Origin of the sequence: Candidatus Nanosynbacter lyticus (genome assembly GCF_030253515.1) — a bacterium.
GTDB lineage: Bacteria > Patescibacteriota > Saccharimonadia > Saccharimonadales > Saccharimonadaceae > Nanosynbacter > Nanosynbacter lyticus_A.
The window spans coordinates 416,509-439,237 of sequence record NZ_CP124549.1 but is presented as its reverse complement, the minus strand read 5'-3'; the positions used below and the strand labels follow the sequence as shown (position 1 = coordinate 439,237).

The 22,729-nt window shown below is 51.0% G+C and carries 35 protein-coding genes; 31 read left to right on the top strand and 4 right to left on the bottom strand.

Annotated features, from left to right (window positions below):
• The 7 genes from rpoC to fusA all read left to right on the top strand — a co-directional run bounded on the left by rpoC (position 1) and on the right by fusA (position 8,794).
• On the top strand, positions 1 to 3,849 hold the full coding sequence (rpoC, locus tag NLML1_RS02375; protein WP_285441233.1) for a DNA-directed RNA polymerase subunit beta': 3,849 nt from the start codon (positions 1 to 3) through the stop codon (positions 3,847 to 3,849).
• Between the two features lie 216 nt (positions 3,850 to 4,065).
• The gene (locus NLML1_RS02370) at positions 4,066 to 4,194 is read left to right on the top strand and encodes a hypothetical protein (RefSeq protein ID WP_285441232.1); all 129 of its coding nucleotides are present in this window, start codon (positions 4,066 to 4,068) and stop codon (positions 4,192 to 4,194) included.
• The gene (gene rpsL / locus NLML1_RS02365; RefSeq protein ID WP_039327447.1) at positions 4,148 to 4,561 is read left to right on the top strand and encodes a 30S ribosomal protein S12; all 414 of its coding nucleotides are present in this window, start codon (positions 4,148 to 4,150) and stop codon (positions 4,559 to 4,561) included. Before NLML1_RS02370 ends, rpsL begins: the two co-directional genes overlap by 47 nt.
• A 2-nt stretch (positions 4,562 to 4,563) precedes the next feature.
• Positions 4,564 to 5,043 (top strand): 30S ribosomal protein S7, encoded by a 480-nt coding sequence (gene rpsG / locus NLML1_RS02360; protein ID WP_285441231.1) that lies wholly within the window; start codon positions 4,564 to 4,566, stop codon positions 5,041 to 5,043.
• Positions 5,044 to 5,123: 80 nt separating this feature from the next.
• Positions 5,124 to 5,618: a YajQ family cyclic di-GMP-binding protein gene (locus NLML1_RS02355; protein WP_285441230.1), complete on the top strand. Its 495-nt coding sequence runs from the start codon at positions 5,124 to 5,126 to the stop codon at positions 5,616 to 5,618.
• Positions 5,619 to 5,671: 53 nt separating this feature from the next.
• Positions 5,672 to 6,583 carry a hypothetical protein gene (locus tag NLML1_RS02350; protein ID WP_285441229.1) on the top strand — a complete coding sequence of 304 codons (912 nt, stop codon included), beginning with the start codon at positions 5,672 to 5,674 and terminating at the stop codon, positions 6,581 to 6,583.
• 123 nt (positions 6,584 to 6,706) lie between these two features.
• Entirely contained in the window at positions 6,707 to 8,794 is a 2,088-nt protein-coding gene (gene fusA / locus NLML1_RS02345; RefSeq protein ID WP_285441228.1) for an elongation factor G, read from the top strand.
• A 77-nt stretch (positions 8,795 to 8,871) separates the two neighbouring features.
• Here the strand turns inward: fusA and NLML1_RS02340 are convergent, their stop codons facing one another.
• Positions 8,872 to 9,117, bottom strand: coding sequence for a hypothetical protein (locus NLML1_RS02340; protein WP_285441227.1), 246 nt, complete (start codon positions 9,115 to 9,117; stop codon positions 8,872 to 8,874).
• Between the two features lie 272 nt (positions 9,118 to 9,389).
• Between NLML1_RS02340 and rplC the strand changes: the two genes are divergently transcribed.
• From rplC to rpsH, 15 genes are read left to right on the top strand one after another with little or no spacing between them, the layout of a single operon-like run.
• Positions 9,390 to 10,004: a 50S ribosomal protein L3 gene (gene rplC / locus NLML1_RS02335; protein ID WP_285441226.1), complete on the top strand. Its 615-nt coding sequence runs from the start codon at positions 9,390 to 9,392 to the stop codon at positions 10,002 to 10,004.
• A complete protein-coding gene (gene rplD, locus NLML1_RS02330) occupies positions 10,004 to 10,603 on the top strand; it encodes a 50S ribosomal protein L4 (protein WP_285441225.1) in 600 nt (199 codons plus the stop codon). Before rplC ends, rplD begins: the two co-directional genes overlap by 1 nt.
• Position 10,604: 1 nt before the next feature.
• Positions 10,605 to 10,925 (top strand): 50S ribosomal protein L23, encoded by a 321-nt coding sequence (locus NLML1_RS02325; protein WP_138078981.1) that lies wholly within the window; start codon positions 10,605 to 10,607, stop codon positions 10,923 to 10,925.
• Positions 10,925 to 11,764, top strand: coding sequence for a 50S ribosomal protein L2 (gene rplB / locus NLML1_RS02320; RefSeq protein WP_285441224.1), 840 nt, complete (start codon positions 10,925 to 10,927; stop codon positions 11,762 to 11,764). The genes NLML1_RS02325 and rplB overlap by 1 nt, the downstream gene beginning before the upstream one ends.
• A gap of 6 nt (positions 11,765 to 11,770) precedes the next feature.
• Positions 11,771 to 12,037 carry a 30S ribosomal protein S19 gene (rpsS, locus tag NLML1_RS02315; RefSeq protein ID WP_138076977.1) on the top strand — a complete coding sequence of 89 codons (267 nt, stop codon included), beginning with the start codon at positions 11,771 to 11,773 and terminating at the stop codon, positions 12,035 to 12,037.
• Between the two features lie 2 nt (positions 12,038 to 12,039).
• Positions 12,040 to 12,486, top strand: a complete 447-nt coding sequence (gene rplV / locus NLML1_RS02310; protein WP_285441223.1) for a 50S ribosomal protein L22 — start codon at positions 12,040 to 12,042, stop codon at positions 12,484 to 12,486.
• Positions 12,487 to 13,122 (top strand): 30S ribosomal protein S3, encoded by a 636-nt coding sequence (gene rpsC / locus NLML1_RS02305; RefSeq protein ID WP_162323343.1) that lies wholly within the window; start codon positions 12,487 to 12,489, stop codon positions 13,120 to 13,122. It abuts the gene before it with no gap.
• On the top strand, positions 13,123 to 13,536 hold the full coding sequence (gene rplP, locus NLML1_RS02300) for a 50S ribosomal protein L16 (RefSeq protein WP_138076972.1): 414 nt from the start codon (positions 13,123 to 13,125) through the stop codon (positions 13,534 to 13,536). It abuts the gene before it with no gap.
• Positions 13,536 to 13,742 (top strand): 50S ribosomal protein L29, encoded by a 207-nt coding sequence (gene rpmC, locus NLML1_RS02295; protein ID WP_285441222.1) that lies wholly within the window; start codon positions 13,536 to 13,538, stop codon positions 13,740 to 13,742. Before rplP ends, rpmC begins: the two co-directional genes overlap by 1 nt.
• Complete coding sequence (rpsQ, locus tag NLML1_RS02290) at positions 13,742 to 14,053, top strand: 30S ribosomal protein S17 (protein WP_138076967.1); 312 nt, start codon at positions 13,742 to 13,744, stop codon at positions 14,051 to 14,053. Before rpmC ends, rpsQ begins: the two co-directional genes overlap by 1 nt.
• Entirely contained in the window at positions 14,050 to 14,418 is a 369-nt protein-coding gene (gene rplN, locus NLML1_RS02285; RefSeq protein ID WP_138078968.1) for a 50S ribosomal protein L14, read from the top strand. Before rpsQ ends, rplN begins: the two co-directional genes overlap by 4 nt.
• Complete coding sequence (gene rplX, locus NLML1_RS02280; protein WP_039327403.1) at positions 14,418 to 14,738, top strand: 50S ribosomal protein L24; 321 nt, start codon at positions 14,418 to 14,420, stop codon at positions 14,736 to 14,738. Before rplN ends, rplX begins: the two co-directional genes overlap by 1 nt.
• Positions 14,738 to 15,322: a 50S ribosomal protein L5 gene (gene rplE, locus NLML1_RS02275; RefSeq protein ID WP_162323338.1), complete on the top strand. Its 585-nt coding sequence runs from the start codon at positions 14,738 to 14,740 to the stop codon at positions 15,320 to 15,322. Before rplX ends, rplE begins: the two co-directional genes overlap by 1 nt.
• Complete coding sequence (gene rpsN, locus NLML1_RS02270; protein WP_039327398.1) at positions 15,322 to 15,591, top strand: 30S ribosomal protein S14; 270 nt, start codon at positions 15,322 to 15,324, stop codon at positions 15,589 to 15,591. Before rplE ends, rpsN begins: the two co-directional genes overlap by 1 nt.
• 26 nt (positions 15,592 to 15,617) lie before the next feature.
• Positions 15,618 to 16,013, top strand: a complete 396-nt coding sequence (rpsH, locus tag NLML1_RS02265) for a 30S ribosomal protein S8 (RefSeq protein ID WP_285441221.1) — start codon at positions 15,618 to 15,620, stop codon at positions 16,011 to 16,013.
• Positions 16,014 to 16,101: 88 nt separating this feature from the next.
• Here the strand turns inward: rpsH and NLML1_RS02260 are convergent, their stop codons facing one another.
• Positions 16,102 to 16,557: a hypothetical protein gene (locus NLML1_RS02260; RefSeq protein WP_285441220.1), complete on the bottom strand. Its 456-nt coding sequence runs from the start codon at positions 16,555 to 16,557 to the stop codon at positions 16,102 to 16,104.
• A gap of 137 nt (positions 16,558 to 16,694) precedes the next feature.
• Between NLML1_RS02260 and NLML1_RS02255 the strand changes: the two genes are divergently transcribed.
• The 3 genes from NLML1_RS02255 (at position 16,695) to NLML1_RS02245 (ending at position 18,445) form a co-directional block, all read left to right on the top strand.
• Positions 16,695 to 17,192, top strand: a complete 498-nt coding sequence (locus NLML1_RS02255; RefSeq protein WP_285441219.1) for a hypothetical protein — start codon at positions 16,695 to 16,697, stop codon at positions 17,190 to 17,192.
• Positions 17,182 to 17,790, top strand: coding sequence for a hypothetical protein (locus tag NLML1_RS02250; protein ID WP_285441218.1), 609 nt, complete (start codon positions 17,182 to 17,184; stop codon positions 17,788 to 17,790). The genes NLML1_RS02255 and NLML1_RS02250 overlap by 11 nt, the downstream gene beginning before the upstream one ends.
• A gap of 106 nt (positions 17,791 to 17,896) precedes the next feature.
• Positions 17,897 to 18,445 carry a hypothetical protein gene (locus tag NLML1_RS02245; RefSeq protein WP_285441217.1) on the top strand — a complete coding sequence of 183 codons (549 nt, stop codon included), beginning with the start codon at positions 17,897 to 17,899 and terminating at the stop codon, positions 18,443 to 18,445.
• Here the strand turns inward: NLML1_RS02245 and NLML1_RS02240 are convergent.
• Positions 18,417 to 18,956, bottom strand: a complete 540-nt coding sequence (locus NLML1_RS02240) for a hypothetical protein (protein WP_285441216.1) — start codon at positions 18,954 to 18,956, stop codon at positions 18,417 to 18,419. The genes NLML1_RS02245 and NLML1_RS02240 overlap by 29 nt on opposite strands.
• A gap of 202 nt (positions 18,957 to 19,158) precedes the next feature.
• Here NLML1_RS02240 and NLML1_RS02235 point away from each other — a divergent pair, with 202 nt between their 5' ends.
• The 6 genes from NLML1_RS02235 to rplO all read left to right on the top strand — a co-directional run bounded on the left by NLML1_RS02235 (position 19,159) and on the right by rplO (position 21,932).
• Positions 19,159 to 19,650: a hypothetical protein gene (locus NLML1_RS02235; RefSeq protein WP_285441215.1), complete on the top strand. Its 492-nt coding sequence runs from the start codon at positions 19,159 to 19,161 to the stop codon at positions 19,648 to 19,650.
• Positions 19,651 to 19,763: 113 nt separating this feature from the next.
• The gene (rplF, locus tag NLML1_RS02230) at positions 19,764 to 20,297 is read left to right on the top strand and encodes a 50S ribosomal protein L6 (RefSeq protein ID WP_285441911.1); all 534 of its coding nucleotides are present in this window, start codon (positions 19,764 to 19,766) and stop codon (positions 20,295 to 20,297) included.
• A 2-nt stretch (positions 20,298 to 20,299) separates the two neighbouring features.
• Positions 20,300 to 20,650 carry a 50S ribosomal protein L18 gene (gene rplR / locus NLML1_RS02225; protein WP_285441214.1) on the top strand — a complete coding sequence of 117 codons (351 nt, stop codon included), beginning with the start codon at positions 20,300 to 20,302 and terminating at the stop codon, positions 20,648 to 20,650.
• Position 20,651: 1 nt separating this feature from the next.
• A complete protein-coding gene (locus NLML1_RS02220) occupies positions 20,652 to 20,870 on the top strand; it encodes a hypothetical protein (RefSeq protein WP_285441213.1) in 219 nt (72 codons plus the stop codon).
• A 1-nt stretch (position 20,871) separates the two neighbouring features.
• Positions 20,872 to 21,459 carry a 30S ribosomal protein S5 gene (gene rpsE / locus NLML1_RS02215; RefSeq protein WP_285441212.1) on the top strand — a complete coding sequence of 196 codons (588 nt, stop codon included), beginning with the start codon at positions 20,872 to 20,874 and terminating at the stop codon, positions 21,457 to 21,459.
• A complete protein-coding gene (gene rplO, locus NLML1_RS02210) occupies positions 21,459 to 21,932 on the top strand; it encodes a 50S ribosomal protein L15 (RefSeq protein WP_285441211.1) in 474 nt (157 codons plus the stop codon). The genes rpsE and rplO overlap by 1 nt, the downstream gene beginning before the upstream one ends.
• Positions 21,933 to 22,001: 69 nt before the next feature.
• On the opposite strand, the gene NLML1_RS02205 is transcribed toward rplO, so the two are convergent.
• The gene (locus tag NLML1_RS02205) at positions 22,002 to 22,709 is read right to left on the bottom strand and encodes a hypothetical protein (protein ID WP_285441210.1); all 708 of its coding nucleotides are present in this window, start codon (positions 22,707 to 22,709) and stop codon (positions 22,002 to 22,004) included.
• Between the last annotated feature and the right edge of the window lie 20 nt (positions 22,710 to 22,729).

The following is a 22,729-nucleotide window of genomic DNA, read 5'->3' as shown; positions in this document are numbered from 1 at the left end:
ATGGCGCAATATTCATTTAACGCGACCGGAATTAGCGATTTTGATGCGGTGCGCCTAGCGGTGGCCAGCGCCGAGGACATCCTGAAGTGGAGTCACGGCGAGGTTCTCAAGCCAGAGACGATCAACTATCGCACCCAAAAGCCAGAGCGCGACGGCTTGTTCTGCGAGCGAATCTTTGGTCCGGTCAAGGACATCAATCCACACGACTCAAAGCTAAAAGGTGTTCGTTCACGCGAAGCTGCGGTTGATAAGAATGGTGAACTCGTCACCAAGTCAATCGTCCGCCGCGAGCGCATGGGCCACATTCAATTGGCCGCACCAGTAGCGCACATTTGGTTTATGCGCGGCACGCCGAGCGCCATGAGCTTGCTACTGGGGATGACGGTGCGTAATATCGAGCGGATCGCTTACTTTGCAACCTATGTCATTCTCAAGGTTGACGAGGCCACGCGCGACCAGTATCTGGCGGATCTGGAGGCCGAGACTGAGGCCGGTCGGATGGCGATCAAGATGCGTTACGAGCAGCTCGCCGAGGCTGACGGTGCTGATATCAAGCAGCTGGCGAAGGAACAGAGCCGCGAGGTTGACGAGCTTAACGACAAGTACACGACGAAGAAAACGCAGCTTGAGGGCCTCGTCAAGGGCGCGCTGATCTCGGAGACGGATTATCGTAACTTGCCAGAAGAGTACGACGAGCTGATCGAGGTCGGCATGGGTGCCAGTGCGCTCAAGGCATTGCTGGATGAAATTGATCTGTCAGAACTGATCGCCCAGCTGAGCGAGGAAGCCGAACACGCCAAGGGTCAGCGCGAGAAGAAACTGCTCAAGCGCCTGAAGATGCTCGAGAGCATGCAGGCTGCTGGCATCAAGCCATCTAGCCTCTGCCTGACGGTACTGCCAGTCATCCCACCAGACTTACGTCCAATGGTCGCCCTCAGTGGTGGTCGGTTTGCCACCTCTGACCTGAACGACTTGTATCGCCGCATCATCAACCGCAACAATCGCCTGAAGAAGCTGGTCGAGCTCAATGCGCCAGAAGTGATTCAGCGCAATGAACGACGCATGCTGCAAGAGGCTGTCGATGCCCTGATCGACAACGCAGCAGCGCGCGGTGGTCGGGCAGTCAGCTCGACTGGCAGCCGTCGTCGCCTCAAGTCAATTAGCGATATGCTCAAAGGCAAGCAAGGCCGCTTCCGCCAGAACCTGCTCGGTAAGCGCGTCGATTACTCTGGTCGCTCGGTCATCGTCGTTGGTCCAAAATTAAAGATCAATCAGTGCGGCCTGCCAAAACAAATGGCGCTTGAACTATTCAAGCCGTTTGTCATCAGCTGGCTGATCAAGGGCGAATTTGCCCACAACATTCGCTCGGCGACTCGCTTGATCGAGTCGGGTGAAGCGGTTGTGTGGGATGCGCTGGACGAGGCGATCAAGGGCAAGTACGTGTTGCTCAACCGCGCGCCGAGCTTGCACCGCCTGTCAATTCAGTCCTTCCAGCCAGTCCTCGTCGAAGGTAAAGCAATTCAGCTGCACCCGCTAGTCTGTGCCGGCTTTAACGCTGACTTTGACGGTGACCAGATGGCTGTCCACCTGCCGCTTTCCAAGGAAGCGCAGGCCGAGGCACGCGAGCTGATGAGCGCTACTAACAACCTATTGAAGCCTGCCGACGGTGCGCCAGTGCTGCACATCTCGCAGGACATCGTGCTCGGTAACTACTACCTGACGTATGACAAGCCGCAGGCACAGACTGACCACATCAAGGCGTTCAGCTCGGTCTACGAGGCAGAACTGGCGTACGACAAGGGCGATATTCAACTGCAAACGCCAATTCGCATCTATGCCAAGGGTAAATTGCGCCAGACAACCTTGGGCCGAGTCTTCTTTAACGAGATTTTGCCAGAGGACTTCCCATATGACAACAACGTTCAGACGAAGAAGCAGCTGAAGAAAGTATTGGCGCAGATCTTCAACAAGTATGGCGCCGAGGAAACTGCCAAGATTGCCGACCGCATGAAGGGTCAGGCCTTCCGCTTTGCCACAACTGCGGCCGTGTCAACCGGTATGACCGACTACGTGCACTTTGACGAAATCGCTGAGTTCGTGGCCGAGGGCGACGCCAAGGCGGCCTTGATTTCCGAGCAATTCGACCAAGGTTTGATCACCGAGGACGAGCGCTACAACTTGACGGTGAATGCCTGGCGGAATGTGGACAATAAGATTACAGCCTTCCTCCAGGATCAGCTGGCACACATGGACACCAGTATCTCGATGATGGTCAACTCTGGTGCTCGTGGTGACATCTCGAACGTCAAGCTCGCCAGTGCCATGATCGGTATCCAGGTTGACGCGGCTAACCGCGAGATCGAGCTGCCAATCCGTAGCTCATACACCGGTGGTCTGTCCAGCCTTGAGGCCTTCGTGGCGACACGTGGTGCGCGTAAGGGTCTGATCGACACCGCGCTGAAGACCGCTGACTCAGGTTACCTGACTCGTCGTTTGGTCGACGTGGCACAGGACGTCTTTACCGTTGAGGACGCCGAGGGCGACGACGAAGGTTACGCAATCTACCGTTCAGAAACCGAGGAAACGATGATCGACTTCTCGAACCGCTTGGCTGGTCGGTATGCTGCCGAGACGATTCCGGGTCACGTCAACAAGGACGAATTGATCACTCGTGAAATCGCTGACTCAATTGATGACGATGAAAGCGTCCAGAGCGTCAAAATTCAATCAGTCTTGTCAACCAACAACCTTAACGGCATTCCGCAGCGCAGCTACGGCGTTGACATGTCAACTGGTAAACTGGTCGGTAATCATCAGCCAGTCGGTGTCATCGCTGCTCAATCAGTCGGTGAGCCAGGTACTCAGTTGACCTTGCGCACCTTCCACAACTCCGGTGTAGCCGGTGGTGACATCACTCAGGGTCTGCCGCGTGTTGAAGAATTGTTCGAGGCGCGCACACCAAAGGGCCAGGCGTTTGTTACGGAAATTGCCGGGTTAGTTGACGTTTGGGAAGATGGCAAGAAGTACATCGTCCAAGTTACTCCAGAATCAGGCAAGGTTGAGCGCTTGCCGCTGGACGGTCGAACCATCATGGTCAAGGCCGGTTCAAGCGTCAAGGCTGGCGACGTGCTGGCAACTGGCGAAGGCGACACCCGCCCACTCATCGCGCCATTTGATGGTGTGGTTGAGGCAGCAGAAGACACCTTGGTGATCGCTGCTGAAGCTGGCGCACCGGCTCGCTACGAGATTCCTGGCAACATGCAATTGGTCGTCAAGGCTAACGACGTTGTCGAGGCTGGTGATCGCTTGACGGCTGGTTCATTGAACCTACACGACTTGATGCGCCTGAAGGGCGTCGAGGCGACTCAGCGCTACATCATCAACGAAGTGCTGCGCATTTACGCCGCTCAGGGTCAAGACGTGGCCGACAAGCACCTGGAGATCATCGTTCGCCAGATGTTCAGCCGCGTCCAGATCGAAGATGCTGGCGACAGCGACTTTGTGACGGGCGATATCGTCTCTAAGGCTGCAGTGGTGAACACCAACAAGCAACTAGCCGCTGAGGGCAAAAACCTCATCAGCTATACCCAATTGCTGCTCGGTATCACCAAGGTGTCCATCTGGAGCGATTCGTGGCTATCTGCTGCGTCCTTCCAGGACACCACTCGCGTGCTGATCAACGCTGCTGTCTCAGGCCGCGCTGACCACTTGCATGGCCTCAAGGAAAACGTCATCATCGGCCGCAAGATCCCAGTGGGAACGGGCGCTGTCGAAGAGACGGAAACCGACGAGCCAAGTGAGGACGAGTTCGCAGACAACCAGGAAGAGGAATTAGCTGTAGCCGTATAAGCCAACCAGCTTCTTTTCTCAGAAACCGCTCCGATGGATACGGGGCGGTTTTTCTATAGCAATTGCACGCAGTCTATGCTATAATCTCCCCAGAGTTTCCTCTTTTCGGGGCGCGCGGTGGTTTGAATGTGTACAGGCTGCACGCTCGGCAGAAAAGGTATAGACACGGGGCGGAGTTGCTGAATCCAAGCCGTAGGCGCTAAGAGAAGCTGGTTTTTGCGTGTGAAATCGCGCGCCAGCCCGCTAGAGCCACTAGGCGAAATCGCCATCATTAGTAAATCAACCAAGGAGAAATTGGATGCCAACAATCAACCAATTGGTGCGCAAACCGCGCCAAACGGCTAAGAAAAAGTCCAAGTCGCCAGCACTGGGTCGCATTCACAACGCCCTGAAAACGCGTTACTACGACCAGAATGCACCGCTCAAGCGTGGTGTGTGTGTGCGTGTGACGACCAAGACACCAAAGAAACCAAACTCAGCGCTGCGTAAAGTTGCCCGTGTGAAGCTGAACAACGGCTACGAAGTTTGGGCCTACATCGGTGGTGAAGGCCACAACTTGCAGGAGCACGCTGTGGTCTTGATCCGCGGTGGTCGTGTGCCTGATCTTCCGGGTGTGCGTTACCACATCGTCCGTGGTGCGTTGGACCTCCAGGGTGTCAACAACCGCAAGCGGGGCCGTTCGAAGTACGGTACCAAGAAAGGGGATAAGTAATCATGCCTCGTAAAGTTACCAAGAAACTACAACGCCAATTGCAACCTGACCGCCGCTACCAAAGCGTGCTGGTGCAGCGTTTGATTAACAAGTCAATGCTCGACGGCAAAAAATTGGCGGCTGAGCGTGCCGTGTATGCCGCTCTAGAAGCAGCCGCAAAGAAGTTGGATTCTGAAGACCCCCTTGCTGTCTTTGAGCGAGCTCTCAAGAATGTCAGCCCAAACTTTGAGGTGAAGAGCCGCCGTGTCGGTGGTGCGAACTACCAGATTCCGTTCCCAGTTCAGGGACACCGGCAGCTACACTACGCGTTTAGCTGGCTAGTACAATCAGCTCGTGCTCGTAGTGGGATGCCATATTCACAGCGTTTGGCGCTAGAGATTGTTGACGCCTACAACGAAGCTGGTGCTGCCTTCAAGAAGAAGGAAGATACCCACAAGATGGCTGAGGCTAACCGTGCCTTTGCCCACTTTGCTCGCGGCTAATTGCCAAGGAAATGCGAACTCAGAAATCGCTCTGAAAAACGGGCGATTTTTGTTATAATGAGGAAAACGAGGAGGGGTAAATGGCAAGTTTTTCATTTGATATTGTGTCAGAAATTGACAAAGCCGAGCTGAATAATGTTTTCATGCAGGCGGAAAAAGAGATCCAAGGGCGGTACGATTTTAAGGGGACGAGCGCTAGGATTGACTGGCTGGATGATAAAAAAGGATTCAAGTTCACTGGTGATAACGACTGGCAGGTTGATGCGGTGCTGGACATTGTGCGCAAGAAACTGGCGGCTCGGGGTCAGTCGAGCAAAGTCCTCGATCTCACCAAAGAAAAGGTCACCTCAAACCTCAAAACCACCTGGGAAATTCCTTTCAAGCAAGGCCTCGACCAGCCGACCGCCAAGCGCATTGCTGCCGACATTCGCGCTGCGGCGCCCAAAGCCAAGCCGCAAATCCAAGGCGACCTCGTCCGTGTTACCTCTGCCTCGAAAGATGAATTACAGAAAGTCATTAGCCTGATGCGTGAAAATGATTATGACACGCCGCTGCAGTGCGTGAATTATCGCTAAGAGCTTTATGGTTATGGTTGCGTCAGTCGGCTTTTACGCCGTATGATTAAGAGATGACGACTGAGTCTACCCCATCTGCCACCCCGCTGCCCGAGAACCTTGCGTTACTTGATAAGGCTGTTTTCAATCAGCAAGTCGCCACTGTCCTCCGCCTGGCTCGAGAACGAATGGCCGACGTTCGAAAGCTCAATCCTCATCAGTATCTAGAAGCCACTGTGCGGATTAACCAAGAACTATTTGCCGGGCTTATCGGTCAGCTGATGGCGGTAAGCGGATGGGTGCAACAACATACCAAAAACGGAGAAGAATACGTATATATTGAAGATCATAAACTCCAGTGCGCCGGTTGCCTGATTGTCGCGAACAAGTCTGATCCAGAAATCGCACTTGGTGGTCTTGGCGTAACACCAGAGGGCACCACGGCCCAGTATGTCGTTCCGCTGGATGTCCTTATCCAGTTTCCGCAGCTGATGGATATTGAACAGGCCAAGGCTATTTTACAGCTGTACACGCCTGAAGTCCTTGATTATTTGAATAATATACGACTAGTTGATCCAAACAATAACTGTATCGACTCAGCTCGGATGATCAGGGAGCTAGCAGATGTTCCGATTGATGAAATTCCTTTTGGGCGATTGTCAAATAGAGACCTCAATCGAGTGATTAAGGCGATAAACATTCACTGCAAGGTACTGGCTTCACTTGATCCGTATATGCCATACGATATTATGTATAAGGGCCTCGCGCTTCATAATAGGGAATGGGTTGAATTGAATACGGCGGGTGCGATGTATGTGCAATCTGTCTCCGTGGAAACCCTCGCCACCACGAGAGTCTGTGATTCTCTAGTGATGATGGTGCGTGCAACGCTCCTTGGTCGGTCTGATGCTCAAAACAAAGATTATTTACTCATGGCCAAGGGTATACAACAAATCCAATCAGGTCGTAGCCAAATTCCGCGCTAAGACAGGGCTCATTCACAAAACGCCAATCGTCTGCTATAATACAGCTCAAGCGTAGTTTTTTGGTGCGTCAAAATAGCTCCGGAGAATCTCGAACAATAACTATTTTTAACAAAGGAAAGACAAATGGCAGCAAACGTTCCATTACAAAACTTTAGAAATATTGGTATCATTGCTCACATTGACGCCGGTAAAACGACGACCACTGAGGGCATCTTGTACCGCACTGGCTTGACGCATAAGATTGGTGTAGTTAAGGGTGACGGCGACGGTGCGACCACCGACTGGATGGCGCAGGAAAAGGAGCGGGGCATTACCATTACCTCGGCGGCGGTGACCTGCTTCTGGAAAGACCATAAGATTAACATTATCGACACGCCAGGGCACATCGACTTTACTGCTGAGGTGGAGCGTTCGCTACGCGTGCTCGACGGCGCAGTGACCGTGTTTGACGGCAAGATGGGTGTTGAGGCGCAGTCTGAGACCGTCTGGCGCCAGGCTAACAAATACGGCGTGCCGCGCATTTGCTTCGTTAACAAGATCAACCAGACCGGCGGCGACTTCTGGAAATCTTTGGAATCAATTCACAATCGCTTGAGCAAACAAGCCTTTCCAATTCACATCCCAATTGGTTTTGAAAAGACGATTAACGGCGTGGTCGACCTCGTCGACATGAAAGCCTACACCTACGATGATTACACCGACCACGAGTTGAAAGTTGGCGAAATCCCGGCTGATATGCTGGAGAAGGCGAAGAATGCTCGCGCCCTGCTGGTGGAAAATGCCGTTGAGGCTGATGATGAATTGATGATGAAGTTCCTCGACCAGGGTGAGGAAGCGATTACTATCGACGAACTGAAAATGGCGCTGCGTAAGCGAGTGCTGGCTGGTGACTTCTTCTTAGTCACTGGTGGTGACGGCCGTGGTGTCATCGTGGAGAAGCTGCTTGACCTGATGGTTGACTACTTGCCAAGCCCGCTGGATGTTGACGAAATTTGGGGTAAAAATCCAAAGACCGGCGACGAAGTGAGCCGCAAACCAGACGAAAAAGAGCCGATGAGCGCTCTCGCGTTCAAGATCGCTACTGACCCATTTGTTGGTAAGTTAATCTTTATCCGCGTCTATTCTGGCGTGCTGAATTCGGGCAGCTACGTCTTGAACACCACCACTGGCGATAAGGAGCGTATCGGCCGTATCGTGCGCATGCATGCTGACAAGCGCGAGGAGATTGACAAGATTGGTGCTGGTGACATCGCGGCGGTGGTTGGCCTGAAGAACACCGGTACCGGTAACACCTTGACTGATCCAGCGCACCCAATTGCCCTGGAAAGTATTGAGTTCCCAGAGCCACCAGTATCCATCGCCGTTGAGCCAAAATCAAAGGCTGACCAAGAGAAGATGGCATTGGCCTTGCAGCGTTTGGCTGAGGAAGACCCAACCTTCCGCATTCACACTGATGAAGAAACTGGTCAGACGATTATGTCCGGCATGGGTGAGTTGCACCTGGATATCTTGATCGACCGTATGAAGCGCGAGTTCAAGGTTGAAGCGAATATCGGTGAACCGCAAGTGGCCTTCCGCGAGTCAATCAAGGGCCGCGCCGAAGTCCAGGGTAAGCACGCCAAGCAGTCTGGTGGTCGCGGTCAATATGGTGACGTTTGGGTACGCTTTGAGCCGAATGAGGCCGGCAAGGGCTTTGAATTCATCGACGAGATTAAGGGTGGCGTGGTTCCTCAGGAATATCGCCCGGCTGTCATGAAGGGTATCAAGGAAACCTTGGAAGGTGGTGTCATTGCTGGCTATCCAGTGGTTGATGTCAAGGCGACGCTGTACGATGGTTCATACCACGATGTCGACTCCTCAGAACTAGCCTTCTCGTTGGCAGGTTCGTTGGCAGCCCGCGAAGGCATCAAGCAAGCCACCCCAATTCTGCTCGAGCCGGTCATGAAGGTTGAAGTAACCACTCCAGAAGAGTTCATGGGCGACATCATCGGTGACCTGAACTCACGCCGCGGCCGCATTGACGCCATGGAAGATCTGATGGGCGGCGCCAAATTGGTCAAGGCCTTCGTGCCGCTAGCAAATATGTTTGGCTACACCTCGGACATCCGCTCGATGTCGCAGGGCCGCGCAGCCAGCACCATGGAGCTAGCGCAGTACGAGGAAGTACCGCCAAACGTGGCGCAGGAGATTATTGAGAAGCGCAACGCCTAGCGTGTAGTGATAAAACGATACTAAAATACCGCTCCTGTTGTGGAGCGGTATTTAGGCGGGCGACTACAAGACGCCCTCTAGTCCTTGGTGATCTGCTCTTGGTGCTCAAGCTTATTCCAATGAGCTATGATGGCGGTAGCTGCTGCTTGGCGGAGCGGGCTATCTTCACCTTTTTCACTTTCAGAGCCAAAGCTTTTTTCTGGATCAAGCTCGCCTGTCTCTATACCTTTTTCAATTACTGATCCAAGCCACTCTTGGAACTCTGCTTGATTGGTTTTAGCGCCGTCGGTGTTATAACGTACCATGTCTGGTGTCGCAGTCACTTCTCTTATTCCTTTCTGTTACTTACTCAAACTGCCAAATTGTAGCAGGTAATCAACGCCATGTCAATAGTCTAGACCAACATCCTACTACTGTTGACGTCACAGACCAACGTGTGTTACAATCACAGAGTAATTTCTATTACGCGTAATATCAACTGTTCTCCTTGATGAATGAGCAGGTCTGGCTATGGTTGAAGCGTTTGTCATGAACGCCTCACTCGGAACCCAGAAACCGCACGTCATCAGGAGTATTTAAGTGGGAGTGAGGAAAAGTGAAAACACTTCTCGGTACCAAACTTGGTATGACCCAGCTCTTGGCTGAAGACGGCAAAGCCATTCCGGTGACGCTGATCCAAGCCGGCCCTGTCACCGTGACTCAGGTGAAGACTGTCGAAACCGACGGTTACAATGCGGTACAGGTCGCTTATGGAGAGGGTAAGAACCTGAGCAAGGCCGTGGCTGGACACGTGAAGCCAGCCCAAGTGACCCCGAAGCACATTCGGGAATTCCGCGTCGACGAGATCCCTGAGGGAATCAAAGTTGGCGATGAAATCAACGTTTCCGCGTTCGAAGTCGGCGATTCTGTCGATGCGACCGGAACCAGCAAAGGTAAAGGTTTCGCTGGAACCATTAAACGCCACAACTTTAAGCGTCACCGCAAGACGCACGGTGGTAAGGGTAATACTCGTAAGCCAGGTTCAATTGGCTCGATGTATCCACAAAAAGTGTTCAAGGGTAAGACGATGGCTGGCCACATGGGTCACGAGCGTGTTACGGTCAAGAACCTGGAAGTGGCATATGTTGATCCAGAGACCAATCTGATCGGGGTAAAGGGCGCTGTCCCTGGGCCACGAAAAGGGCTGATCATTTTAGGAGGTAACAAGTAATGGCTGAATCAACCAAACTTCCTAAAGACATTTTTGCTGTTGACGTGCCAAACCACGAACTGTTGAAATTGGCATATGACAGCTACCTGGCAAACGCCCGCCTAGCAAGCGCAACCACCAAGCAGCGTGGTGAAGTTTCCGGTGGTGGTAAAAAGCCATGGAAGCAAAAGGGAACTGGTCGAGCGCGTTTCGGCTCAAGCCGTAACCCAATCTGGCGCGGCGGTGGTGTGGTCTTTGGCCCACGCGGCAACGAAAACTACACCAAAAAATTGTCTAAAACCGCCAAGAAAGTGGCAATTCGCCAAGCCTTGACGGTAGCAAATGAAGCGAAGAAGATCGTCGTCAAAGATATCAAGACGACGGGCAAAACCAAGGAAGTCGCAACCTTCTTGGCTGATAACAAGCTTGAGCGCCGCGTGCTGATCGTCGTGGACGAAAAGACACCAGAATTGATGCGCGCAAGCAACAACATTCAGAACGTATTGGTGATCCGCGCGAGCTACCTCAGCGTTTACCACATCCTGAATGCGGATACTATTGTCATGACCCCGAAAGCTCTGCCAGTAATCACTGAGTGGCTGAGTAAGGAGGAAGCGTAATATGAAACAGATGACAATTATCCCACGCATTAGCGAGAAAGCATATGCACAGAGCGCCAACGGCGTGTACGTGTTCCGCGTTCCGCTGAACCTAAATAAAAACGAGATCAAAGCAGCAGTTGAAGCGCAATTTGACGTTACTGTCCTGAAGGTAAAGACCTTGGTCCAAGACGGCAAAGCTGTGCGTTTCTCACGAGGCAAGAACCGCTATCCTGGCACGACTACGCGCAAGGATTGGAAGAAGGCTTACGTGACGCTGAAAGATGGCGATAAGCTCGATGTGTTTGACGCAGTAGAGCAGCAGATGGAGGAGACCAAGTAATGCCAGTGAAAGCTTACAATCCAACCACTCCTGCTCGTCGCGGCATGACGAGTCAGGATTTGTCGGACATCACGACAAAGAAACCGCTCAAAAGTCTGACCAAAGCCAAAAAGCAAAATGCTGGCCGTAACAACCAAGGCCGCATCACCGTGCGCCATCGCGGTGGTGGCGTTCGTCGTCACTACCGTTTGGTGAACCACAATTTGCCAGCCGGCTTGACTTTGACGATTGAAGAAATTGAGTACGATCCAAACCGCTCAGCGCGCATCGCTCGGGTGAAAGATCAGTACAATCTGTACCACTACGTATTGGCCGACACCTCGATGGTTAAGGGCAAGACAATTCAGACTGGTGAGGAAGCGCCAATTGAGGCCTCAAACCGCCTGCCGCTGTCTGCTATCCCTGTTGGTACGATGATTTATGCTATTGAACTGACTGCCGGCAAAGGTGCGCAAATGGTTCGCGCTGCTGGTGCCAAAGCTCAGTTGATGGCCAAAGAAGGCAATTACGCAACCATCAAATTGCCATCTGGCGAAGTTCGCAAAGTTCGCCTGGAAGCTACCGCTGCCATCGGTACAGTCGGTAACGTCCAGCACCAGAATGTCAAGATCGGTTCAGCTGGTCGCCGCCGCCGCAAGGGTATTCGCCCAACGGTTCGCGGTGTCGTCATGAACGCCGCAGATCACCCACATGGTGGTGGTGACGGTGGTCGCCACGGTACTGGTAAAGCACCACGTACGCCATGGGGTCAGTTGACGCTGGGCTATCGAACTCGCCGCCGCAAAGGCTCAAATAAATTAATCGTACGCACGCGTCACGACGCGAAGAGGAAGAGGTAAATCACGATGAGTCGTTCATTAAAGAAAGGTCCATTCGTCGATGTGAAGCTTGCGAAAAAAGTCGCTGCTCTCAGCCTTGACGATCGAACCGTTATCAAAACGTGGGCGCGCGCTTCGACTATCACCCCAGAAATGGTCGGTCGAACGATTGCTGTCTACAACGGTAAGATGCACGTGCCTGTGCTGATTACCGAAAACATGGTTGGCCACAAACTCGGTGAGTTTAGTCCAACTCGTAAGTTCCGTAAGCACGGCGGAAAGGATAAGAAGTAATCATGGCTGATACTACGTATACTGTTCGCGCTTACGCCAAAGGTGTTGACCAAACACCACGCAAGGTCAGCCTGGTAGCTGCGCTGATACGCGGCCGCACCGTCGCCGATGCATTGGTTATCTTGGAGCACGTGCCAAAACGCGCTGCTTTGCCGGTCAAAAAGGCAATCGACAGTGCCAAGGCAAACGCCATCAACAACCACGGTTTGGACGCTAAAAGCTTGGTAATTACCACCTTGAGCGTTACCACTGGTACACGTCTACGCCGCTTTAAGCCAGCGTCAAAGGGTCGTGCCTTGCCGTTCCAGAAAAAGACGTCAAACATCTTGGTTGAAGTAACTGGTACTGAGAAGCCAAAGAAAGCGCCTGCAAAAAAACCAGAGACCAAACCTGCCAAGCCTGCAGCGAAAAAAGCCGCCGAAACCACGGCAAAAAAGGAGGAGAAGTAAATGGGTCAAAAAGTGAATCCAATCAACTTCCGCCTACAAGTTCACAAGAACTGGAGCTCTCGTTGGTTTACGGCCAATAAGAAAGAGTTTGCGGAGGCAATTCGCCAGGATCACGAAATCCGCGAATTGATTGAGAAGAAATTTGCCTCACGCCCAACCATCAATCGCATTGAGATTGAGCGGAGTGCCAACTTGATCACGGTAACTATTCACACAGCGAAAGCTGGTGTGGTGATCGGCCGTGGCGGTGCTGGCGTGAATGAATTGAAAAAGCAAGTTGAGAAGATTGTCGGGTCACCTGTTCGCATCAACATCGAAGAAGTGCGCCGACCGGAACTAGCAGCTAAATTAGTGGCAGAAAACATCGCTCGGCAGCTAGAGCGCCGCATCAACTTCCGCCGCGCAACCAAAATGACCGCGCAAAACACCATGAGTGCCGGCGCCAAAGGTATCCGCATCGAGGTGGCTGGTCGTTTGAACGGTGCTGAAATGGCACGCCGCGAAAAGGTGATTGAGGGCTCAGTGCCGCTCCATACCCTGCGTGCTGATATTGACTTCCACTGTGCTCGCGCCCAGACACCAGCTGGTATCATCGGCGTGAAGGTGTGGATTTATAAGGGAGAAAGGAGTCGCTAAATGCTGTTACCAAAGAAAACCAAGCACCGCAAAGTGCGCATCGGTAAAAACCGCGGTCAAGCAACCCGTGGCAATTACATCGCGTTCGGCGACTTTGCGCTGCAATCGCAATCAAACGAGCGCATCAACTCCCGCCAAATCGAGTCTGCTCGTCAGGCAATGACCCGCTACATCAAGCGTGGCGGTAAGATTTGGATCCGGATTTTCCCGCACACCCCAGTTACTCGCAAGCCACTTGGTTTGAAGATGGGTGGTGGTAAAGGTAATCCAGAGTTCTTTGTTGCCAAGGTAAAGGCCGGCACGGTGATGTTTGAAATGCAGGGCGTTTCTGAGGAAGTAGCCCGCGAAGCAATGCGCCTGGCGAGCCACAAACTACCAGTCAAATGTAAGTTCATCAAACGGGAGGACGCATAATGGCTGAAACAAAGAAACCTACAAAAGCAGCAGTTGTAAAGACGATTGATGATTTGAAGAAGGAAGTCGCCGAAAAGCGACATGACCTGCTTCAAGCAAAACGTTCTCACGCTGCTGGCGAATTAGTTAATCCAAAAGCGCTGTGTTCACTCCGCAAGGATATCGCACGCCTGCTGACACAACTTAACGAAAAGGAGAGCAAGTAATGGCCCGACGAACACTGATTGGCGTCGTAACGAGTGCCAAGCGCGACAAGACCATCACCGTGACGGTCACCAGCCGCGAAACGCATCCGCTCTACGGCAAACAGTACACCGTGACTCGCAAGTACACTGCTCATGATGAGACCAATCAAGCAGGCGAAGGCGACAAGGTGCAAATCGAAGAGACCCGCCCAATTTCCAAGACCAAGAGCTTTACGCTGGTCAAGGTGATTGAAAAGTCTCGCGGTTCTATTAAACTAAAGGCTGAAGTTTCTGGTGAAGCTGAGGAAGAGGCTAAGGAGGACGACAAATGATCCAACAAGAATCTCGTCTCAAAGTAGCTGACAACTCGGGTGCCAAAGAAGTATTGTGCATCCGCGTCCTCGGTGGTACCCGCCGCCGCTACGCTCGCGTTGGTGACGTGATCGTCTGTTCAGTCAAGGACGCCAGCCCAACCGGCAACGTCAAAAAGAAATCTGTCGTCAAAGCTGTGGTAGTTCGCACCCGCGACCAAATCCACCGCAAAGACGGCTCAACCATTTGCTTTGACGACAACGCCGTGGTGATTATCAACGATGACAAGCAGCCAAAGGCTACCCGTGTCTTCGGCCCAGTGCCACGCGAACTTCGCGACATGGGCTACATGAAGATCATCAGCTTGGCTCCGGAGGTACTCTAATGGCTCGTATTCACAAAGATGACACCGTAAAAATTATTGCTGGCAAGAACAAGGGTACGACTGGTAAAGTCCTGAAAGTTAACACCAAAGATCAGACTGTTTTGGTCGAAGGTGTTGGCGTCGGACACCGCCACGTCAAACCAAGCCAGTACAATCCAAAAGGCGGCAAGAAAGATATCCACGTACCGATGGACATCAGCAAAGTCGCGCTGGTTGTTGACGAAAAGTCAGGCAAAACCAGCCGGGTTGGTTTAGTAAAGAACGCTGACGGCGGCAAAACTCGCGTCGCTCGCCAAGCAAAAAATAAGGAGATTAAATAATGGCAGAGAAGAAAACCGTCGTGCCAGCTCCTCGCTTGAAAGCCTTGTACCAGGAGAAATACCTGAAGGAACTGCAAGCCGAACTAGATCTAAAGAACGTGCACCAAGTGCCAGCTTTGGAAAAGATCATCGTGAGCGTTGGCACCGGCAAAAAGAAAGATGACAAGCGTCACTTTGAAATTGTCAAAAACACCGTTGCAAAGATCACCGGTCAGGCGCCAGTTGCCCGCCAGGCAAAGAAGTCAATCGCTGGTTTTAGTATCCGTAAGGGCATGGGTGCGCCAATTGGTGTTAGCGTAACCCTACGTGGTGCTCGGATGTATGAGTTCATGGATCGCTTGATTAACGTAGCCCTACCTCGCGTCCGCGACTTCCACGGCGTTGGCCTGAAATTTGACAAGGGTGGTAACTACAACCTGGGCATCATCGAACAGTCAATTTTCCCGGAACTGACGTTTGAGGAAACGCAGATTTTGCACGGGTTGCAGGTAACATTTGTCATCAAGAACGGCAACAAAGAAGCATCAAAAGCCTTGCTAGAGAAATTTGGCATGCCGTTTGAGAAGAAAGGAGGCGTCAGGTAATGGCTAAGAAATCAATGGTCGCTCGCGACAAAAAGCGTCTGAAGATGATCGCAAAATACGCTGCGAAGCGCGCTGAGCTCAAAGAACTTGGCGATCTCGACGGACTGCAGAAATTGCCTCGCAACTCGAGCCCAACCAGGCACAAGAACCGCGACAGCATTTCCGGCCGTCCACGCGGCTACATGCGCCAGTTCGGCCTGAGCCGCATCAATTTCCGCGAAAAAGCGGCCAAGGGTGAAATCCCAGGCATAACAAAGAGTAGTTGGTAAGAAGGAAAGGAGATTCGACAATGTCTATGCAAACTACAGACCCAATCGCCGACCTTCTGACGCGCATTCGCAATGCGAAACTGGTTGGCAAGACGGAAGTTCGTGTTCCGTCCAGCAAGATGAAAAAAGTCATCGCTGAGCAATTAGTCAAAAACGGCTACCTTGCAGATGTTAAACTAGAGGGCGCCAAGCCTCGCGGTGTGCTGGTGGTGACCATCAACGAAGAAGGTACTAACAGCACTATCAATGAGATCACCCGCGTATCAAAGCCAGGTCGTCGTGTCTACGTCGGCGCTAGCGAAATTCCAAAGGTGAAAAGCGGCCGCGGTCTAGTACTCATCTCAACTTCAAAAGGCGTCATGACTGGCGCCGAAGCAGCCAAGGCTAAACTTGGCGGTGAGTTGTTGCTGAAGGTGTACTAAATCTGACACTACTAGCAAAAGAGAAGCGCTCGGGGAAAATGATCTCCGGGCGCTTTTAGTTGTCTATCAAATATATCGGCACAACAAGCTAAGACCCCAGCAGTGTAGACAGCAGGGCAACTAAAAATATACAGGCGATTAGCGCGACTGGCATCATGCGCTTCAGGGTGGCCAAGTCTTTTCGCCTCGTGGCAAAGTATGTAGCAAACATCAATGCACACAGAGGACTTAACGGTGTAGCGAGCAAACACAGAATGAAAATAATAGTATCAAATGATGAACCATTATAAATACCGAAAAAACCATTAAGCGGCACTCCCTTATCGATCACACCAGCAACAGCCGCTGGCGGTAATGCGAAGATACCGGCGGTAATTGCTGTCGTCTGCCACCACGCCAAACGATCAACAAGCCGAGCTATGCGCCGTCGCTTTGCGGTGCCGTCTTGTGGTTTCGTTACTTCGTCTCGAGATTGCGGCACTTCACTCTGTGGCGGTGTAGCGCCCTGAGGTGTTGACGGCGTTTCAATAGAATCCTTATCCATGATGATATTAGTATAGCACACGGTGGACAGCTCTTATGCCTCGGATGTGAATAGACCAATTGTCTCGTGGTAACAGGCCAGGTTAGGAGAATGTTTTGCTTGCTAGTAAAGTACTTTTATGGTATAATGCCAAAATAATGACAGAGAAGGTATACGACACAGGGGAGTACACTCCTAAGAGTTCATCATCAATTGATGTATTACTTGATGAGGTGAATAGGGAGAGGATGATACGGCAGGAGATAGATGATATTGCTCGTGAGATATGTGAGATTGACGATAGTATTGCTAGGCTAAAAACAATACACTGCGGACTAAAGTCTACTCATGAGATGGACGGCATTGGCCAGATGATAGATAGACTAACTGCAAAACGTGCTGGGCTAGTACAAAAACAAAAAGCAGGGCAGTTGAAGCTTCAGCAGACCAGGGATACCGGTCAGAAGAGGCTAGAGCGTAGGGTCGGAAAAAGGTTAGAGCGGGAGATTCGTGATATATATAAACAGGGTCACCAATATAGCGGAGATACACTTGTTGAGGTTGCTGCGGCCGGTCTCGCAGCGCATGTTTACGACGTAATAATATTGGACAATCCAGATAATCAACCACAAGAAAGGAATAACCATGACTCATAAATCCCCAGAATCCACTATCAGCGGAAAAATTGGTAACGTTTTGCGCCGACCGCTAGCTAGCTTTATGGGCGTAGTGGCGTTGTTTGCCTCTGGTTGCGGTCTGTCAGGATTGGACGCCAAGCCAGCCCCAGCGACTGTTACCGTGACCACGACGAACAGGCATCCGCAAACGACCGAGACGCCACGGGCGACGCAAACCGTACGCGTCACTGAAACCGTGACGCCGTCCCCGTCAGAACCAACCTCGCGTCCGACAAAGACTACACCTAAAGAGGGGGACATCGTTACTATTGACGGGCAATTTACCTGCGCCAACGACGAGGAGTTTGTCGGTGCGTGGGTAGAACGAGCGAATGAGGAAACACTAAAATCTGATTGGGTGAAAACTACTCCAACTAGCAACCGGTCAGTCGTTGATATTAAAAATCTACCTGTTGTCATAGGCGACAAGATTAAATTCTCTGTCGGCTGTGGTGGAACGAAGAAGGATTGGGGTACAGCAAGCTATTCTGGCTTTACAAAATTTACCGGCAAGGATCTTGATATCACCTGCTACCCTAACAGTAACAACGGCTGGTGCGAGGTGAAAGAGAAGTAGTCTCTCGGCTAAACGCTCCGTTGCCTTGACACATACCCTCCTCGCAAACTACGATATCCTTATGAAAAATCATAAGGACGTGTTCACGGACTAACGGTAGCTAAAAATGATTCCGTTTCTGAAGCTTCCCGCTACCTCTAAAACCGACGTCATCACACTGCGAGACGTGTTGTATAACGATATATTGCGGCTGTTTGTGTTTGGCGTCGTGTTATTGACGGTGTTTTATGGCGTAGGTACGCTGGTGGCGGCCGCAGGCAATAATAAATATCCGATTGAATATTACACACAGCTGTTTTTTGACTACACACCGGTGGTGCGATTGATCATTCCGTTGGGATTTTGTATAGCGGTAATGGGATTGAAACGGGATGAGCGGTGGTGGTCGTGTTTGGCGGCGGCGGAGTTCATGTTTGTTGTTAACTTTAGTAATCAAACATATCATTTTGAGCTTAGTGGGATGCTGTCGCTCATTTCTGCCGTTTTATTAACGATTTGTGCGTGGCGTTTGTGGGATTATTATGAGCTGCGGCGGGTGTATCATTATGATGCGCCGCAGCTGACGCGGCCGGCACTGGGGGCGTACATCACGCTAGCGATAGCGTCCTTGCTCATGCTGATACCGCTCAATTGGACGTCGTGGTTTTGGTGGTGAGTTGCGGCCTACTGGGCTTGGTTGTCGGTGCCGGTGCGACCGTCATCCTTCCGTTCGTTATCTCGGTAATCACGCCGATGGCTCGATTATCCTTATTACCAATCGGCGCGAATGTTGCCCGCGTGCCCACCGGTGGCAGGCGCAGCGGATTCATGGCGTTGATAGGCACAGTAATCGTCTCGCCATATTCCTTGAGCCGCCAAAAACTGTCCGCCTCGATCTCGATAATAGTTACCGCGCCACTGGTCAATAGGCCGTCATTATCTAGTCGCGCATATGTCTCGAGCGCCTCCAAGCGATCCTTCTGCGGCGTGTCTTTGTGAGCGCGCTGCCAGATGTAGAAAAGTGTGGACGCGATGAGCAGCGCAAAATTGAGTAGATATACAACATAAGCTAGCATCGGCCCAAAAACCGCAGTCATCGTTCCATTGCGCGCCAAAATATATAGTAGCACCGTGGATGCGGAAAAGACGACAAAGCTTATTTTTGCGATGAGGCATTTTGAGATCATAAGCATATGTTAGCATACTTACGATGGTCTCAGGATACATGTCTATAGGTAAGTAAACTATCAAAATAATTTGCGGTTAGTCAGTAGGGTTGATGCTTAGTGCCTGACCGACCGGTTGCTTGCTATTCTGTTACAATGATGAATACGAAGCGGTATGACGCTTGAGTAAACACTATATTATGGATATAAGGAATGAAATGATATGACTATAGAAAGAGAAAGTGCAAAGAATATAAAGGAAAACATAGAATATATAAATAGCTTAGAGAATGCTATTAATTATACATTCAATGATGATGACAGATCGATTATTCGTTTCATGATACTTTGGACTGCATATAATCGTAGTTACAATATGTATTCGGAAAAACATCTAGAGCCAGATAGATTCAAAGAATATTTCAAAAGCATAGCGGGAGAATATGTGAGTACGAACAGAGAGTGTATAATCAGGGATTTCAAGAGTACAAAGCCCGAAGAGAGATTAAGTGTTAAAAATATGAAAAATGAAAAGAAAAAGTATCTTAGGAATGAAGAAGATTTAGATTTAGAAAATCTTGCGGATATTATATATACTATACGCTGTAACCTATTCCATGGCGATAAGAGATTATCGGAGCTAAGCGAGAAAAAGATAGTTGGTTGGGCATACGAACTCCTACTGAATATCGCAAAAGAACGTTACGGTATATAATTAACGCGATTTATGTAGCACACGGTCGGTGAGAGTCTGCCTTGCATTTTACCCCTAATCCATGCTAAAATACCAGGGTTAATATCAAATCACATGAAAGGTGAGTAATGAGTCTGAGTCGAATCGGAAAACTGCCGGTGATTATTCCGGCCGGTGTGACAATCACGGTTGACTCTGGTGACGTGGTCGTAAAAGGCCCGAAAGGTGAATTGACACAATTCATCACGCCAGCGGTTGAGGTGAAAGTCGAAGACGGACACGTCACGGTTCATCCGAAGGATGAGTCTAAAACTGCTCGCGCCCAGCACGGTCTGATACGCGCGCTGATCAACAATATGGTAATCGGCGTTACCAAGGGCTACGAGAAGCGTCTCGAGGTCAATGGTGTCGGTTTCCGCGTCAGCTCCAGCAACAACGAGCTGGAAATGGCGCTCGGGTTTTCACACCCAGTCAAATACAAAGCCCCAGAGGGCATCACCGTTACCAACGAAAAGATGACCATCATCGTCAGCGGTATCAATAAACAGCAAGTCGGCCAAGTCGCTGCGGAAATCCGCGCACTGAAGAAGCCTGAACCATACAAGGGTAAGGGTATCAAGTACGCTGACGAGCAGATTTTGCGCAAAGCAGGAAAGACAGGTAAGTAATCATGGCTGAAAACAAGAAATTACTCAACCGCGCTCTTCGCAAAAACCGCGTTCGCGCCAAAGTTTCAGGCACTGCAGAGCACCCACGCCTGACAGTCACCATCAGCAACATGCACGTTAGTGCTCAGCTGATCGACGACGTCGCTGGTAAGACATTAGCTGCCGCAACCACCGTTGGCACCAAAGCAAAAGGTACGATGAGCGAAAAATGTGCCACCATTGGTACTGAAATTGCCAAGAAAGCAAAGAAAAGTAAAATTAGCGCAGTAGTCTTTGATCGCAACGGCCGCCAGTACGCTGGTCGCTTGAAAGCATTGGCTGATGCTGCGCGCCAAGAAGGATTGGAGTTCTAGTATGGTAAAGGATGTACCAAAAGAAACTGAGCGTCGTTATTACACTGGCCCGCGCAAGGGGGACCCAGAGAACTTTAAAGGCCTCTGCATATCTCCAAGTGAGGTCGTCGAACGTGAGATTGATGGTCTCTTGCACACCATGGCTGCAGCGGCGATTGATCCTAGAAGTGCTTTGCATGAGTTGAAGGTTAGAATTGAAGAAGGAGAGAAAGAGGATTAGTATGGCAGACACTGCAAATACTACCCCACGCGCAGAAGGCCGTCGGCCTCGCAGTCCGCGTGGTGGTCGCCGCGATGACCGGCGAAATGTGCGCGATGACGCACCAAAAGAGTTTGAAGAATTGGTAATCAACATTGACCGCGTGTCCCGCGTGGTGAAAGGTGGCCGCCGCTTCCGCTTTAAGGCGTTGGTGGTTGTCGGCAACCGCAAAGACAAGGTCGGTGTTGGTGTGGCTAAGGGTGCCGACGTACAAGCTGCTGTCGCTAAGGCGACCTCAGTTGCTAAGAAGCATTTGATCACTTTGCCACTGAGCGGCGAAACCATTCCACACGACAGCGAAGTCAAGTTCTCGGGTGCCCGCGTGCTGATCAAGCCAGCCGCTCCTGGTACTGGTATCATCGCTGGTGGTGTGGTGCGACAGATCATCGGTGTGACTGGTGTTCGTAACCTATTGACCAAGTCACTTGGTTCAACCAACAAGGTGAACATCGCTTACGCAACCATTGAAGCCTTGAAATCACTGGTTCCACGCGAAGAGTGGCTGGGCGTTCAGCCAGTCAAAAAAGCTGCTAAAAAGGAGGCTAAGTAATGAAATACAACGATCTCCAAGTTTCAGCAAACAAGAATAAAAAGCGTGTTGGCCGCGGTATCGCCGCTGGCCAGGGTAAAACCGCTGGCCGTGGTACTAAGGGTCAGAACGCCCGCACTGGTAAAAAGCTTCGCGCCATGTTCCAGGGCGGCCAGCGTCCACTGGCTCAGGCTGTGCCAAAAGCTCGCGGTTTCAAGAGTCTGCGCACACCAGCTCAGGTAGTCTACCTCGACCACTTGAATGTATTTGACGGTAAAACCGTTGACAACGCACTGCTATTTACCGAAGGCTACATCGCGACGCCGTTCCACACGGTCAAGGTGATCGCCCGCGGTGAATTGAAAGCCAAGGTTGACTTGAAGGTGCAAGCTGCTTCCGCTTCAGTCGTCGAAGCGATTGAAAAAGCTGGCGGCTCATTTGAGAAAGTCGCTACGCCCTTGCGTAAAAGCATGAAAGAAGCCGAAGAAAAATAATCTTCCTTTAGTAACTAGAAAATCCCCTTCGTAAAAGAAGGGGATTTTCTTTTATCTTGGTGAGTCGGATTACTTTTCGCTACATTTCTGCGGTGCAACGAAATAAATCGTTACACGCCCGTCGGCCGTATCGTCGCTATTGTCATGATCGGCGACCGTTGGCTCAGAAACAGTAATCTTACGCTCTGGAATTCCATTAGATACCAAATCGTGCTTAATCTTATCGGCACGCTCCAAAGCCAGCTTCGACTTCTCGCTCGTCTCATTGGGGACCAGTTCAATCGAAAATTGCTTGTCAGTATTAAATTTGTAAAGCATTCCTAGCTTAGCCATTTCAACGTTGGAAGTTCCACGTTGGTACTGCGTTGAATCTGGCTTAAAGAGAATGCTACGAAAGTTAAATTTGCCGTTCTCTAACACAAAATAGCCATCCTTTACGTGCGTATAGCCAGATCTTCGAAAATCTGCAGACGTTAGGCATTTTGTGGCCTTCGTAGTTGAGCCTTGCCAATTGTCTCCATCCTCCTCATTATCATTATTCTTCTTATCAGGCTTGGTTGCTCGCTGACGTGAAGTTGTTGTATCAGCTGAAGAAGTGGAGCTATTCGACACAATAATAATTGTTACGATGACCCCGACTATCACCAACACGCCGACAATCGCCAGTGTAATCCATAGCCATAACTTACTTTTCTTTGGCGGACGATGTGGCGGTAATTCTGGGTTTAGCTGCGGCATTGACGATGGAGTTACTGGAGTTTCGGGCTGCTGTTGCATATGACACCTCAATCTTGCGT